Source organism: Acinetobacter sp. 1125_18A, from assembly GCF_052824985.1.
Window position 1 is genome coordinate 200,308 of the sequence record NZ_VTDG01000002.1, and the last position, 15,565, is coordinate 215,872.

The following is a 15,565-nucleotide window of genomic DNA, read 5'->3' on the forward strand; positions in this document are numbered from 1 at the left end:
GCTTTTTGGATCAATAAATTTCTAAGTTAAAATTAGAAATTGTATTTCGCCATTAAACCTACACGGTTATCTTTATAAGATTGACCCGCAAAAGTTTCACGCTTACCGTTGATATACTCGATACCTAAATCAATCGGTTTAGCTGGTGAATAAATCACATTTAACCAAGCTTGTTGAATTTTTTCATTTGCAGTTTGGTTTGCTTTGGCAAAATCTGTACCGTTGTCAGCAAACAATGCACCATACGCTAAAGTTGAACGCAAGTTAGGTAAGATTTTATAGGTTCCACCCACTTGAAGTGCAGTGAATTCATTCTGTTCAATATCACCATTTACAACAGCATACGCATTGTTACTACCGTATAGGTAATTGCTATTACCAACCACATAAGATGCATCAGCAAAAAGTTTTAAAGGTTCAATTACTTTAAAGTCTGTACCAAGTGCAACACCCCAACCAGTCTTGTCTTTGCCAGCATTGTTATCTTTATAGTTTTCTACTAATACACGTGCAGATGCATTACCGTTGCCATCAGCATATGATTGTGTAATTTTACCTGTTAACACAGGAAGACTATATTTAACTGCTGTACCTGTAGCCCCAGCACTATTACCTTCTTCAGCAGCAACCAATAATTTTGTAGTTGGTGCCAAATTGTATGCATAACGTACTTGTGGAATACGTGTAGTACCACCACCAGCGTTAGTTGCAAAGTCAATCATTTCTGGTGCATGACTAGACAAGAAGTTAGATGTTGTTTGACCGAACAACCAGTTGTTATAGGTTAAATAAGCATGACGAATACGAAGGTTTTCATTTACACCATTACCTGCAAAGTCAACTTCAACTTTACCACCAACTTTAGCATCACCTACTGGCGTATTAAAATCTAAACCGATACGTGTTGTTTTTGCTGTAGCACGGAGTTTATCTTTCGCTTCGCCATTGGTTGAACTGATTTTGTTGAAATCGTCATCACCGCCTTCAATGATATAGTTCGCATCACCACGGACAAAACCATAAATGTTGATATCTGCACCAGACTTAGACTTTAAGCCAACTGAAGAAGAAGATGGCGCTGCTTGAACTTTAGATTCAACTAATCGTACTTGCTGCTGTTGCTGTTGAAGAAGTGCTTTTAATTCTTGAACTTCATTGCGTAATTGTTGAATCTCTTGACTGTCAGTAGCAGCTTGAGCTGTATTTACCATCAAAGCTGTTACTGTTAATGCTAAACTTTTGACGATCAATGACTTGCGATTTGTGAATAGACTCATGAAATACTCCTAGCCTTATTTATGATGTGCATCCGTACAATTTGATCTTTTAACCCCAATACTTTGCTAAAAAATCAATTTTTCTTGTTTTCTTCAGTAGTTTCTCAGACACCACATAAAAAAAACTTTGCACATATATGCTTGCTATTAAATTATGAAAGCGTTGAAACTAAGTTAAAACCCAAAAGTAACAATTTGTGTATAATTCTTACACCTTTGTAATCTAGCGTAACTCAACCCCTTTATTAAATCAGTTTTATCGAATAAGACTTTAATTTCAATTCTTTTTTCAGATTAGTATTTCTATAATCATTATATAATCTAAGGCTTAGCTAAAATTTCAAAAAATGAATATAACGCTTCTACGACTATCGTATATAGTTTATTTGATGGAAAACTAGACCATTAAAGGATTTTTATGTTTTTCGAACAGGTTCAAGTGATAGATCAAGTAATTACAAGCCGTCATTCAGTACGTGCTTTTTTGGATAAACCTATCGATTTAGCCATTATTAAAGATATTTTAAATGTTGCATGTCGTGCACCATCTGGAGCAAATACCCAACCGTGGAAAGTATATGTAGTCACAGGCAATAAACGCCAAGAAATGATTGACCGAGTTTGTGCTGCTCAAATCGAATTATTTACTCGACCAGAACTTGCTGATCAGCATACAGCGAGTTTTTCATACTACCCAACCACTTGGATTTCACCATTTATCGATCGTCGTCGTGAAAATGGTTGGGGGCTATATGGACTTTTAGCGATTCAAAAAAGTGAAAAAGAAAAAATGGCTGCACAACATTTAAGGAATTATCAGCTTTTTGATGCACCTATTGTGCTGTATTTTACTGTAAATAAAATTATGGGAATTGGCGCTAAAATGGACATTTCCATGATGGTGCAAAATGTCATGATTGCAGCCAAAGCTCGCGGTATAGACAGTTGTCCTCAAGCTGCATGGAATCATTTTCATCGTATCGTCTTAGAGGTACTTAATGCACCTGATGATGAGGAGTTAGTCTGTGCTGTTGTGTTGGGTTATGCCGATCCAGATCATATTGTAAATACATTTATTACCCCGCGTGAACCTGTTGAAAACTTTACCGTGTTCTTGGATTAGAGCAGCTTTATTTAACCGCCTTCAATAATTTAAGTCATTTTAAAATATTTTTCTTCGGCTTCTTTCAAAAGCCTTTTTAAATCTGAGTTCAACATAAACGTTCCCCATCCTAACCTTCTCCAAAGGTGGAGAAGGAATTTTCAATACCAATATGATTTACTCAACATAATCATTTTTTTAATTTTTAAAAGATCTCTTGTCCTGTATCTGTTGAACAAGAATATTTCAACGACTGAATCATCCCCTTGGCTTGTTAAAGTGCATGTTTTCTTATACTAAGGGCTTTTTATCGTAGCTGTCGTTATATAGCTATCGTCTTTTAGCGATCCCCTGCTTTTTCTTACATAATAAATGTCTAGGGATTAAAACCTGTTAAATCTCGAATAATAAACGAAATAAAAAAACAGCATGTTCCCACTCATCTAAAATTACACAATAAAAACAAATACTTAATAAAATTAATTCATTTTAATGGTCTCTAAACCCGCAGTTTGTAATCTTTTGTAAAGTAATATTGATACTTAAATAGGCTTTATGACACTATATATGTATTGGCAATAAGCCACCTTATAGGTATAAATAACATGTCTATCCAAGTCAAAGATTCAAATAACAATATTATCCCTATTCAAAATATCCAGTTTGCGGGTGGCGAACGACATGTTCAAATTTCAGCAGATACATTAAAAACATTGAAAGGGCAAATTCAGATTCAAGCCAAAATCAGTAACACGCAAGATTTGATGGATTACTTGTTAATTGAAAATGTATTACTCAATCAAGGTTTAGAAATTGATTTGGAAATCCCCTATTTCCCATACGCACGCCAAGATCGAATCTGTGCGATGGGACAGGCATTCTCATTAGAACTGATGACAAAATTATTAAATATCAATACTGAGCAATTTCCACAACAGCGTAAATCAATCAAAGTTTGGGATGCACATAGTTGTGTTACTGAAAAACTTTTAAATGAAAACACCCATTTTTTTGAGATTGAGAATGTTCAACCAAGTGAAATCATTCTGCAAAATTCAAAGTTACAAGACATTTTAATTGCTCAAGACACCGTTTTAATCTGTCCAGATGCAGGTGCAAAACAACGGACAAAAATGATTGCCAAAGTCATCAATAGCTTAAGGGATCACGAAATCGAAATGGTCTACTGTGAAAAAAAACGTGATGCCGTCACAGGAAAAATTCAGAATGCTCAAGTCAATGCAACTGATTTAACTGGCAAAACAGCTGTGATCACGGACGATATTTGTGATGGTGGTGCAACTTTTATTGGTATTGCACAAGAGTTAAAAAAATTAAATTGCCAACATGTGATTTTGTATGTGACTCACGGGATCTTTAGTAAAGGTATGCACGTATTTGAAGGCTTGGTTGACCAAATTTTTACCACGACGAGCTTTCCACAAACTGAACACCCAAATTTAAACGTCATTTCATTTAGTCGTTTCAATTCATTTTAATTATTTTGGAGAATAAGAATGAGCTTAAAAATCAATCCACTAAATGCAATCGACTTTTATAAAGCAGATCACAGACGTCAGTACCCTGCTGGCACAGAATATGTTTATGCCAATTTCACGCCACGATCTTCTCGTTTAGCAAAAATGTTGCCTGATTTCGACGATAAAATCGTGTTCTTTGGCTTACAAGGCTTTATCAAACACTTTTTGATCGAGACTTGGAATGAAGGTTTTTTCCAACAAGACAAGACAAAAGTCATTGCTGCCTATAAACGTAGAATGGATAACGCATTGGGTGACGGCGCAGTACCAGTCGATCATATCGAAGCTTTATATGACTTAGGCTATTTACCAATCCGAATCAAGGCGCTAGAAGAAGGCAGTCGTGTCAATATAAAAGTACCTGTACTCACTATTGTAAATACCCTGCCTGAGTTCTTTTGGTTAACCAATTACTTAGAAACAGTACTCAGTGCTGAATTATGGAAAAGTTGTACGACAGCAACAATTGCATTTGAATACAAACGCTTATTGACAACATATGCGATTAAAACAGGTGCACCTTTAGACTTCGTTGCTGTACAAGGCCATGATTTTAGTAGTCGCGGTATGAGTGGGATTTATGATGCCACACAAAATGGTGTAGGACATTTAACCAGCTTTATCGGTACAGACGCGGTTTCAGCGATTGATTATGCAGAAGAATATTACGATGCGGAAGACATTGTTGGCGTTTCGGTTCCTGCAACGGAACATAGTGTGATGTGTATGGGCAGTGAAGACAATGAAATTGAAACTTTTAGACGTTTAATCACAGAGCTTTATCCATCAGGTGTGGTCAGTATCGTATCGGATACTTGGGATTTTTGGCGAGTGATTACAGAATTTACTGTGGAGTTAAAAGATGAAATTCTAGCTCGTCAGCCAAATGCTTTAGGTTTGGCTAAATTGGTTTTCCGTCCTGACTCTGGTGATCCTGTGAAAATCATTTGTGGTGACCCTGAAGCTGAAATGGGCAGTCCAGCTTATAAAGGCGCTGTGCAATGTTTATGGGAAATCTTTGGCGGAACCGAAACAGATCAAGGCTATAAAGTTTTAAATGAGCGCGTTGGTTTGATTTATGGTGACTCGATTACTTTGGAACGTGCTTTAAATATTGTTCAAGGGCTGGAAGCGAAGGGCTTTGCTTCAAATAATCTGGTCTTTGGCATCGGTAGTTATACTTATAATTATTTAACACGTGACACATTTGGCTTTGCAGTTAAAGCCACTTGGGGACAAGTCAACGGTGTTCCACGTGAATTGTTTAAAGATCCGATCACTGATTCTGGTATAAAGAAATCTGCTAAAGGTTTACTTCGTGTAGAAAAAACTGAAGACGGATTTGTGTTATTTGATCAGCAAACCATGGAACAAGAGCAACAAGGTGAGTTAAAAACGGTGTTTGAAAATGGGCTATTGACGCGGTCGTGTAGATTGGATGAAATTAGGGAAAGATTGGCAAATCAATTATAACAACCATTTGCAGAAACCTTGCTTTTATCGCAAGGTTTCTGCGCTTAGACTGCGCCATGATCCATCTCATTTTTACTAAACATATTTTCTACTTGGCGAATCTCTCCTACCCTGTAATAATCCAAGACAATCCGTTACTTTAATAAAATTAAGCGAGCCTTATAGTGACCTTTAACTCTGAACAGGAATTTCTCTCAAACTATAATAAAAAGGATTATGAATCCCCTTTACTTACAGTTGATATGGCGATTTTTTCTGTTGATGCGGGTCAGCTACAAGTTTTATTGATTAAACGTTCTAATTTCCCACAAAAAGATAAATGGGCACTCCCAGGTGGTTTTGTCGATTTGTCTAAAGATCAAGATTTGATGGCAACAGCACATCGTAAATTGGTTGAAAAAACTGGACTTCAATCACCGCATTTGGAACAAGTTGCGACGGTTGGCAATGCAACACGTGATCCTCGTGGATGGGCTGTAACAGCTTTATATTTTGCCCTGATTGATTTCAAAGCATTTCAACAGATTGCCACTGAACAAAATGAATATAGCGAGTGGATTTCAATTGCTGAGGCAAAAAAATTAGACTTGGCTTTTGATCATTTACAGCTTTTAGATATGGCTGTTGACCGTTTAAGTAGTAAGGCGCGTTATACAGCCTTACCCGTCAGTTTGATGCCTAAACTGTTTACTTTGACTGAGTTACAGCAGATTTATGAAATTATTTTGGGACAAAGCTTAGAAAAGAAGTCATTTAGACGGCGTATGATTGAAGCTGGCGCAGTTGAGGAAACAGATCAATCTAAGATTGCGGGCAAACGCCCTGCTCAATTATATAAATTTGCACTACAAAGTTATGATTTCCATTTTCCTCGAATTTTAGAGTACCCTAAGAGAAATAATTAAATTATTCTATTGATATATATTATTTTTATTAAAATAATATATTTTAAAATGAAGTAATACTCTATGAAGCTTAAGTCAATAAAAATTAAGAATTTTCGTGGTTATAAAGATGAAGTTGAAATCGACTTTAATAACTTAACAACCTTTGTAGGAAAAAATGATATTGGAAAGTCAACTATTCTAGAAGCACTTGATATTTTCTTTAATGATGGAAAAGGTATTATCAAGCTGGATATTGATGATATAAATAAAAAAGCATTATCAGAGAATGATCATGAAATCCTAATTTCAGCAAAATTTATAGATCTACCTGAAACGATTATTATTGATAGTACTAATGAAACAACACTCAAAAGTGAATATGTCCTTACTTCATCTAATGAATTAGAAATTATAAAAAAATATCCAAATGCTGGAAAAGCTAAAGTATTTTTTCGTTGCGTACATCCATCGAATCCCGATTGCGCAAACTTACTTTTAAAAAAAGATACTGAATTAAGAAAAATGATTGAAAGTTCAAATATCCCATGTTCTGATAAAAATAAAAAAGCATCAATGCGTACTGCAATATGGAATTATTATTCGACTGATCTCCAGTTACAAGAACAAGAAATTGATATATCAAAAGGTGAAAGCTCAAAGTCAATTTGGGAAAAGTTCAAAACTATTTACCGATTTATACACTTTTTCAATCTGACAGAAAAAATAGTGATGGTGATAGTGAAGTACAAGACCCCCTAAAAGAAGCAGTAAAGCAAATTTTAAATGATCCCAAACTGCAAATTAAATTTACTGAAATTGCAAACGAAGTAGAATCTAAATTAAGTGAGGTTTCACAGCGTACACTTGAGAAACTGAAAGAGATGAATCCTGAAATTGCTAATAGCTTAACACCAGTTATACCTTCAGCTGAAAATTTAAAATGGTTAGATGTCTTTAAAAATGTTTCTATTAGTGGTGATGAAAATATTCCAATTAATAAGAGAGGAAGTGGTGTAAAAAGATTAGTATTACTAAATTTCTTTAGAGCTGAAGCAGATAGAAGAAGGACAGAAAATAATGTAGCAAATATCATTTATGCTATTGAAGAGCCTGAAACTGCACAGCATACAAATCATCAAAAAAAACTAATCAAAGCCTTCAAAGAACTTGCAAATTTAGCTAATACTCAAATTATTTTGACAAGCCATAGTGCTTCTTTAGTAAAAGAACTTGAATTCAACCATCTAAGATTAATTACTTGTAATGGATCAGGAAAAATCGTTCAGAATGTTCAGCCGAATAGCCTGCCATATCCGTCACTAAATGAAGTCAATTATTTAGCATTTTCAGAAATAACTGAAGAATATCATAATGAATTATATGGTTTTATTGAACATGAAGGAGAATTAAGTAACTTTAAAACAGGAAAGAGTACGGTTAGTTACAACAAACTCAAGAAAAATGGAACAATTGATGTCATACAAATAATTTTAACTGAATATATTCGCCATCAGATCCATCATCCAGAAAATACTAATAACTCTAAATTTACTTTTGAAGATCTTGAAAATTCAATTAATTTGATGCGCAGTTTTGTCCAACAGCACTCAATAATTTAAAAATAAACAAATCAATCACTTATACAGATAAGTGATTGATTTTAAATTTACTGCAGCAATTATTTTATAACTCCTTAAACTTATTCTAAAATAAGTAAGGACAATAGCAATTATTACTTTCAACTACTTTGAAATTCTATTTTCGAATTCTTTATAACAAGTCAAATTTTTAGTTGATTTCAGAATATTCAAAAAACTCAACAAAACTAAAAAAATTCATGTATATGTTTTATAATAAATTATATATGACATAATTTTGGATTATTAGTTTTATGGCACAACATGCTGAATTTGAAGAAAAAGAATATGAAAATCCATTAAATTTAGAGTTGCTATTTAACAAATCTACTAATATTTGGGCTCCAGGACAAGTTTTTGAGGAACACTTTGGTATAGATTCAGCATTATTAGCTACACATCCAACCTTTTGGAAGTTATTTAATCCAAATCATTCAAAAATCGGAATTTCTTTAAATGATTTTAATTGGGGTTATATTTGGCGCAAAGTAAATAAAAAAAGACCATTACCAAAATTTAAAACTAATTTACTTTTACAAGTTAAAAGACCTGAACATAGATTAGGTGTGAATTCAAAATATGCAGTATTTGGAATTGATAAGGAATATTGGCAATTTAAATTAACTAATCATCAACAAAAAGCTTTAGAAAAATTAAGTGAAAAAATCTCGACAAAAGCTCTAATTTGTTACGCAAGTCCAGCTTTTCATTTGCTAGAGGATCTATATAAGAACATTGAAAATTCAACATTAATTCAAAATTCAACATTTGTACAAGCAATAAAATTAAGAAACCATACAAAATGGGTTTACAATAAAGCAGGAACAACAGGTTTAGCTTGCTCTAAAGTTGAAAAAATCTCTGATAAAGACCTATTAAAAAGTATTGAAATACTCAGTAAAGATCAATCGGATGATCAAATAAATTCTTCTCCGATACTGAATTTGCAATATTTAGTAAATGAAATAGTTTCTAGTATTAGAGAACTTCCTCAGACGAATGTAGTTAGAAACGAGTTCCAAAGACGGCTCAGAGTGCTATCAGAAATTAATTATAATGTTGAATACCACTCTAAAGAAATAGAACTATTTCAAATAGTTAACATTTACTGTACTTTAACTAATACCACTTGGTATGTGATTAATTAGGGGAAGCTGAACGCTCTCACTTAATTTAAAATTAAACCTTCCAATCCAGAATGGGAGGTCAAGTTTTATAATATATTTTTCGACCGAAAAATTATGAGATTTGAGGAATTCTCTATTCGAAATTTTTCAAACGACTCAAAGTAGAATTTTCAGCTATTGGAATGAGTATTATCGGATTAAATATCCAAATTTTAACGATTTTATTGGTTATAAAATTTTAAATAAGCTTAGAAAGCTTTGTCTTAACTTATCAACATAACTAAATCACTTCACATCGACCTCTAACTTCCGTTTCAATTTCATTTATTGATTTCCAAAAATAACGACATAAGTCCCTATTTGCATTTTCTCCTCTAAACAACAGACCAGTTTTTCTAAAAAATTCATCACTTTGCTATCGTTAAAATGCAGATCTCTAATTTTTAAGATAATCTCTTGTATAGCATTTTGATCAAAATAATTATCGGAACAAGGATCAAAACTACACTCGAATTCATTTCTCAGTGGGCTAAACAACGGAAATAAAGATCTAAATAGTTTAACGACATAAGCAAAATCATCTTGCGGAATAAAATAAGTTCTATTGTTTTTATCTTGTATCCTCTCTAAGTTTTCATCTTCAGCCCAAATAAAGAAACCCACTTTATCAACATATTTTAGATTTTCATCTATGCTCAATTTGATTATGCGTTGATTAAATTCATTAATTTTTTGAATGATTTTTTCAAGATTGTGATGATATCTAGGGTCATCATAATATTCTCGTGCAAGCTCCACTTTACAATCTGTTGCTGCACAAATTTTTTCAATATTCTGCTGATGATAAACTTGTATGCAATGTGCTATCTCATCATATTGTTTTAATAAAGTGCAAGCATCTGAGATTGAAATGGTAATTTCCGCGCGTAATTCATGTAATTTTTCTTTATCCATAACACATCACTTTTAATTGCCTCATTCTTTCATTTTCAATATTTATACATCACAACTTTACAAACTCTATTATCTTAATCAAAACATTTAAAATTGGACAATAACAATGAATGCACTAAGCTACTTTGAAATTCAGTCTTCAAACCCTGAACGTGAAGTTAAATTTTATCATGAAATTTTCGGTTGGAAATTTAGCAAAGTTGAAGGTCTACCCATTCAATATTTTCAAATTGAAACAGCCAACATACATGGTGGCTTATTGGAGCGTCCAGCTCAAACACCACCAACCCATTGCGGAACCAATGCTTTTACCTGTTCCTTTGAAGTTGAAGATTTTGATACAACTGCTGAAAAGATTTTAGCTTTGGGTGGACAAGTAGCAATGGAGAAATTTGCTATTCCCAATAAATGTTGGCAAGGTTATTTTTTAGATGCAGATCATAATACCTTTGGACTCGTCCAAGTTGATCCCAATGCAAAATAAGCTTGATTGATTGAAAATCTAAATGAATGTTTGAGAAAACCAGTCTATATTCGGCTGCATGAAACAGTTGAAATTAAAAGATAGTGAAAAATTTTAAGAATTTTTATAAAAAATACAGATCATATTAAGTGATTAAGGCCTTACAGCTGATTTAAGCATTCAATTTGTGCTACCTTAATTTTAAATTCTGTAAGGCTTATCCAACTAATGACTGTACGCTTTCTTCATACTTCAGACTGGCATCTGGGACAATTCTTCTATAACCATTCTCGCCAGTATGAACATGAGCAATTTTTAGCGTGGTTATTAGCTCAAATCAAAGAAAAACAGCCCCATGCCCTATTGATTGCAGGCGATATATTCGATGTCATCAATCCTGCATCTGCTGCGCAGAAACAGCTCTATCAATTCCTAGCCAATGCACATCAGCTTGCCCCACATATGCAAACCTTAATGATTGCAGGTAATCATGATTCAGGTTATCGGATTGAACAGGTAGAGCCCTTACTTGGAAAATATCACGCCAAAACAGTCGGTGTGATTCACAAAAACGAGCTTGGTCAAATTGATTTAGATCGTTTACTAATTCCAATTTATGATGAACAAAAAAATATTATTGCTTGGTGCCTAAGCTTACCATTTCTACGCCCAGCCGAAATTACTGGCTTTAATGAACAAACCAATAACAGTCAAAATGCCATTGCCTATTTACATCAACAGGTGATTTCTGAAGCACGAAAAAGAAAGACGGATAATCAAGCACTCATTCTAATGTCACATGCCCATATGCAAGGCGGGGAAACCTCTGATTCTGAACGGCCTATTATCATTGGCAATGAGGAAGCACTGTCTACCACATTGTTTGAAGATAGCATTGATTATGTTGCGCTCGGACATTTACATAAACCACAAAAAGTTGGTCAGGAACATATCCGTTATAGTGGTTCGCCTATTCCCTTATCCTTTAGTGAAATCAATTATAAACACCAAATTGTCGACGTTAATATTGACCCGCTTAAAACAGATGAGTCACGGGTTTCATTTGAAAGTGTATTTATTCCCCGTAGTGTACAACTGCATAAAATTAAAGGGGAATTGAATGAAGTTTTAGCCAAATTAAAGGCATTAGCAAGCGGAGAAATTGAAAATATTGATCAGCGTGAATATGTCGATATTGAATACCATACCGATGTTCCACCTCCGCCCAATTTGCGCCAACAATTTGAAGATGCCTTGCCTAAAAGCCGTTACCGCTTAGTTCGCATCTCAAGACAATACTTCGCATCAGAAAAAAATAGCGATGAAATTACTTCAATCAATTTGGAACCACCAACACCAGAAAAACTCTTTCAACAACTTTGGGAAAAAAATGGCTATACCAATGATGATGCAGTCTTGAAAGATTTTTTAAGCTTATTACAAGAAGCCGAAAAAACGCTTGAAAATGAACATGACGCATAGGAGTTTGCCGTGAAAATTTTATCTATACGACTCAAAAATCTCGCGTCTCTTTCGGGTGAACATTTTATAGATTTTGAATCTGAACCTTTAGCTTCAGCAGGTTTAGTGGCGATTGTTGGAAAAACAGGAGCAGGAAAATCAACCATTTTGGATGCCATGTGCCTTGCTCTGTTTAATAAAATCCCACGTTTAAAAGACAGTGATGGTAAATTACAGGATGTTGATGGCTCTGAACTTTTAACCAACTCACCACTGACTGTACTACGGCGTGGTACCGCACACGGCTTTGCTGAATTATGTTTTGTGGCACAAGACCAAAAGCATTATTTGGCACGCTGGGAACTTAAACGTTCCCGTGAAAAAGCAGATGGAAAACTACAAAGTGTCCAACGCTATTTAAAATGCTTAACCGATGGAACAGTAGTAGCAGATAAAGCCAAAGCCGTTGAATCAGCGATTTACAAAATTACCCAACTGAGTTTTGAGCAATTTACCCGTGCAGTTCTTTTGGCACAGTCCGAAGTTACAGCCTTCTTAAAAGCACGTGACAATGAACGTGGTGAATTACTTGAGTATTTAACCAATTCATCCATTTTTGGAAAAGTCGGTCAATTGGCCTACGAAAAAACCAAATTGGTGGCATCAAAACGTAAGGAATTGGAAAATCTTCTCGGCCATATTGAACTCCTCTCTGAGGAAGATGCCGCTGAATTAGACATACAATTCCAACACATCAATCAAGACTATAAAAAACTTGAAGATGAAAAATCGCAACTTGAAAAACAACAGCAATGGTTTGAGCGTAAACAAAAACTGAATGATGAAATTGTCGTTAAGCAACAGTTGCTTGATACACAATTACAAACCCAACAAGGCTTAATCCCTGAGCGTGAACGTTTAAATCGTTTAGAAATATTCTCAGAGATTCGCTCTGGCATTTTTCAAAAGCAACAACTAATAAAAACCGAACAGCAACTCGCACCACAAATTCAAAAACAACAACAGCTTTTTGATGCATTACAAGTTCAATTTGACACTGAAAAGACCCGTTTTCTCCAAACTGAAAGTACTTTAACTGAACAACAAAATTTCGAAAATACCCATCGTGAGTCTTTGAGTGAAGTACGGAAATGTATTCAGGAGCGGGATTTTATTGGGGTCGAATTTAAGAAAATTCAGACCAGATTAAATGATTTAGAATCGTCTAAAACCCCTTTACTCAATCAACAACAACAACTAGAACATCATATTCAGCAGATTACAGAAAAACGAAATATTTTAAATCAGCAACTTGCAGACACTCAACAGTTCTCAAGTTTGGATAAAGGTTTAACTGCACATGTGCAACAGTTAACTCAATTTATTCAGCACTATCAATCTATTGAAAATCAATTAGGGAATCTGTCTCAAGCTGAAACGAGATTAATTGAGCAAAAAACACAATTACAAGATTCAATTCATCAATTTGGAACTGCGGAGCAACTTGAAACTCAGCTTGAACAAACACGCCAACAACGTGAATCGAAACTGAGCCAACTCAACCAATTGGCTACGTTACAACAAAAATTAGCCCAGTTTTTTGAATTAAAGATTGAATCCCAGCAGCTTAATAACCAATTGAATCATTGCTCAGCGCAATTTCAACAACTTGAAAAAACCACAATACAGGCTGAGCAAGATGCTCAAACGGCGAAACAAGCCCGTTTAAAACTGCAAGAGGTTTTACAACAACAACGCTTATTACATGCTGAAAATGTAGAACATTTAAGAGCTGAATTAGTAGATGGTCAAGCTTGTGTTGTTTGTGGAAGCACAACTCATCCCTATCACCTTGATGATTCTGCTGTATCTAAAGCACTGTTTGAGCTACAACAGCAACAGGAACAACAAGCCACGCTCAAAGAACAAGAAACCTTTAACCTTTGGCAAGCGGCTCAACAAGACTTGACCAAATTGAGTGTCGAACAGCAACAGCTTAAGACCACTCTTCAAAATGTGACTGAAAAAACATCCGTCATACAACAGCTGTGTATTGAACAAGGTCAATCAGCCCAAATCCCGCTGAACTTAACTCAGACACAATCTGAAATTAAGCAGCAATTGGAACAACTTACCCAGCAATATCAGCTTGATATTCAACAGTTTGAAATGCAATCTAAGCAATGGGTTCAAAACATCAAAATTCAGCAGCAATTAAGTCAAAGCATTCAGCACACTGAACATCTATTGCAAAATGCCAATAACCTACACAATCAGGTTCAGCATATTGTCAATTGCTTAGCTGACCGTGAAAAAGATACCTGGCAACAGCACAGCGTACAGACTGCACAACATATCTTGAGTCAATTAAATACGCGTACACAACAACTTGAACAATTTGAGTTATTGTCGAAACAGCATGATCAATATCTACAGCAACTCAATACAGCTCAACTCAATATAGCGAATGCAACCAAACAGATTTCTGAAACTGCCCATAGCTTGAACGAGATAAAACTAAAAGGGCAACAAAATACAGAATTGGCAAATCGACTCATTCATAGCATGACAGGATTAACAGAGGTTAAGCCGAATGAATGGTTAACTCAGTATGACCATGAATACCAGAAAATTCAGACGCTTTACCAACAACAAAAGCAAAGTTTTAATCAATTACGCAATCAATTTGAGCAAGAAAAAAGTCAGCTCGAACAACTCAACGCCCAGCAACAACACAATCAGAATAACCTCAATCTAGTGAATCAGGATATTCAGCAATGGCTCTCTCAGCATCCAGATTTTCAGGCTAATGATTTAGAGTGCTTGGCTCAAATCACGGCGGTACAAGAACAACAGATTCGCCAACAACTGCAACATGCTGAACGAATGTTAAATGAGGCCAACTCAGCACTTAACACTATACAAGAGCAATTAACCGAACATAAGCTTCATCAACCCGAAATTGATTTTGAACAGCTACAACAATTGATTTTGGATAATGCGAATACACTAAAAACCCAATTTGAAATCCGAGATCAGTTAAAACTCAAACTTGAATTGCATCAGCAAAATGTTGCTAAGCAAAAGCAATTTGCTGATCAGATTCAACAAGTACAACAGGAAGAACATCGCTGGGGCAAAATTTCAGGCTTAATGGGAGATGCAACTGGTAAAAAATTCCGTGATTATGCACAGCAGTATAATCTGGATATTTTACTCGAACACGCCAACCAACAATTGGCGATGTTGTCTCAACGTTATACCTTAAAGCGGTTAGATAACTCACTGAGCCTTGCCATCATTGACCATGATATGGACGGTGAAACCCGTTCTGTTGCCTCACTTTCAGGAGGTGAATCATTCTTGACTGCCCTTGCCTTGTCTTTGGCAATTGCCAATATGGCATCAGGTTCAATGAAAATTGAATCTCTCTTTATCGATGAAGGTTTTGGAACATTGGATGCATCTTCCTTACATATGGTCATGAATGCTTTAGATCAATTGCAGAATCAAGGGCGTAAAGTTGTATTGATTTCACATATACAGGAAATGCATGAACGTATTCCTGTGCAAATTCAGGTGCGTCCTTTAGGGGCGGGTGCAAGTATGATTGAAGTGGTGAGTTAGTGTTTAACTCACACTT

At 35.0% G+C, this 15,565-nt stretch carries 10 protein-coding genes and 1 pseudogene; 9 read left to right on the top strand and 2 right to left on the bottom strand.

Going from position 1 to position 15,565, the window contains the following annotated elements; all coding sequences use genetic code 11:
- Positions 1-32: 32 nt before the first annotated feature.
- Complete coding sequence (locus FY049_RS03890; RefSeq protein WP_224964883.1) at positions 33-1,277, bottom strand: DcaP family trimeric outer membrane transporter; 1,245 nt, start codon at positions 1,275-1,277, stop codon at positions 33-35.
- A gap of 418 nt (positions 1,278-1,695) precedes the next feature.
- Here FY049_RS03890 and FY049_RS03895 point away from each other — a divergent pair, with 418 nt between their 5' ends.
- The 6 genes and pseudogenes from FY049_RS03895 (at position 1,696) to FY049_RS03920 (ending at position 9,065) form a co-directional block, all read left to right on the top strand.
- Positions 1,696-2,400 (top strand): nitroreductase, encoded by a 705-nt coding sequence (locus FY049_RS03895; protein WP_335955115.1) that lies wholly within the window; start codon positions 1,696-1,698, stop codon positions 2,398-2,400.
- 584 nt (positions 2,401-2,984) lie between these two features.
- Positions 2,985-3,878: a phosphoribosyltransferase family protein gene (locus FY049_RS03900; RefSeq protein WP_105713213.1), complete on the top strand. Its 894-nt coding sequence runs from the start codon at positions 2,985-2,987 to the stop codon at positions 3,876-3,878.
- Positions 3,879-3,896: 18 nt separating this feature from the next.
- Positions 3,897-5,393, top strand: coding sequence for a nicotinate phosphoribosyltransferase (locus FY049_RS03905; protein WP_446083218.1), 1,497 nt, complete (start codon positions 3,897-3,899; stop codon positions 5,391-5,393).
- A gap of 164 nt (positions 5,394-5,557) precedes the next feature.
- A complete protein-coding gene (ntrR, locus tag FY049_RS03910; protein ID WP_224964879.1) occupies positions 5,558-6,298 on the top strand; it encodes an ADPR responsive transcriptional repressor NtrR in 741 nt (246 codons plus the stop codon).
- A 63-nt stretch (positions 6,299-6,361) separates the two neighbouring features.
- Positions 6,362-7,899 (top strand): annotated as a pseudogene (locus FY049_RS03915) (ATP-binding protein).
- A gap of 272 nt (positions 7,900-8,171) precedes the next feature.
- Positions 8,172-9,065, top strand: coding sequence for a hypothetical protein (locus FY049_RS03920; protein ID WP_446083219.1), 894 nt, complete (start codon positions 8,172-8,174; stop codon positions 9,063-9,065).
- A 303-nt stretch (positions 9,066-9,368) separates the two neighbouring features.
- Here FY049_RS03920 and FY049_RS03925 read toward each other — a convergent pair whose 3' ends face one another.
- Positions 9,369-9,998 (bottom strand): hypothetical protein, encoded by a 630-nt coding sequence (locus FY049_RS03925; RefSeq protein WP_446083220.1) that lies wholly within the window; start codon positions 9,996-9,998, stop codon positions 9,369-9,371.
- A gap of 106 nt (positions 9,999-10,104) precedes the next feature.
- Here FY049_RS03925 and FY049_RS03930 point away from each other — a divergent pair, with 106 nt between their 5' ends.
- From FY049_RS03930 to FY049_RS03940, 3 genes are all read left to right on the top strand, one after another.
- A complete protein-coding gene (locus tag FY049_RS03930) occupies positions 10,105-10,482 on the top strand; it encodes a VOC family protein (protein WP_224964876.1) in 378 nt (125 codons plus the stop codon).
- Between the two features lie 207 nt (positions 10,483-10,689).
- Complete coding sequence (locus tag FY049_RS03935; protein WP_224964875.1) at positions 10,690-11,943, top strand: exonuclease SbcCD subunit D; 1,254 nt, start codon at positions 10,690-10,692, stop codon at positions 11,941-11,943.
- Between the two features lie 9 nt (positions 11,944-11,952).
- Positions 11,953-15,549 carry an SbcC/MukB-like Walker B domain-containing protein gene (locus FY049_RS03940; protein WP_446083221.1) on the top strand — a complete coding sequence of 1,199 codons (3,597 nt, stop codon included), beginning with the start codon at positions 11,953-11,955 and terminating at the stop codon, positions 15,547-15,549.
- Positions 15,550-15,565 lie beyond the last annotated feature (16 nt).

Bases quoted from the DNA above. Each gene is read 5' to 3' on its own strand.
- FY049_RS03890 (WP_224964883.1), bottom strand. From the start codon at position 1,277: ATGAGTCTATTCACAAATCGCAAGTCATTGATCGTCAAAAGTTTAGCA.
- FY049_RS03895 (WP_335955115.1), top strand. From the start codon at position 1,696: ATGTTTTTCGAACAGGTTCAAGTGATAGATCAAGTAATTACAAGCCGT.
- FY049_RS03900 (WP_105713213.1), top strand. From the start codon at position 2,985: ATGTCTATCCAAGTCAAAGATTCAAATAACAATATTATCCCTATTCAA.
- FY049_RS03905 (WP_446083218.1), top strand. From the start codon at position 3,897: ATGAGCTTAAAAATCAATCCACTAAATGCAATCGACTTTTATAAAGCA.
- FY049_RS03920 (WP_446083219.1), top strand. From the start codon at position 8,172: ATGGCACAACATGCTGAATTTGAAGAAAAAGAATATGAAAATCCATTA.
- FY049_RS03925 (WP_446083220.1), bottom strand. From the start codon at position 9,998: ATGGATAAAGAAAAATTACATGAATTACGCGCGGAAATTACCATTTCA.
- FY049_RS03930 (WP_224964876.1), top strand. From the start codon at position 10,105: ATGAATGCACTAAGCTACTTTGAAATTCAGTCTTCAAACCCTGAACGT.
- FY049_RS03935 (WP_224964875.1), top strand. From the start codon at position 10,690: ATGACTGTACGCTTTCTTCATACTTCAGACTGGCATCTGGGACAATTC.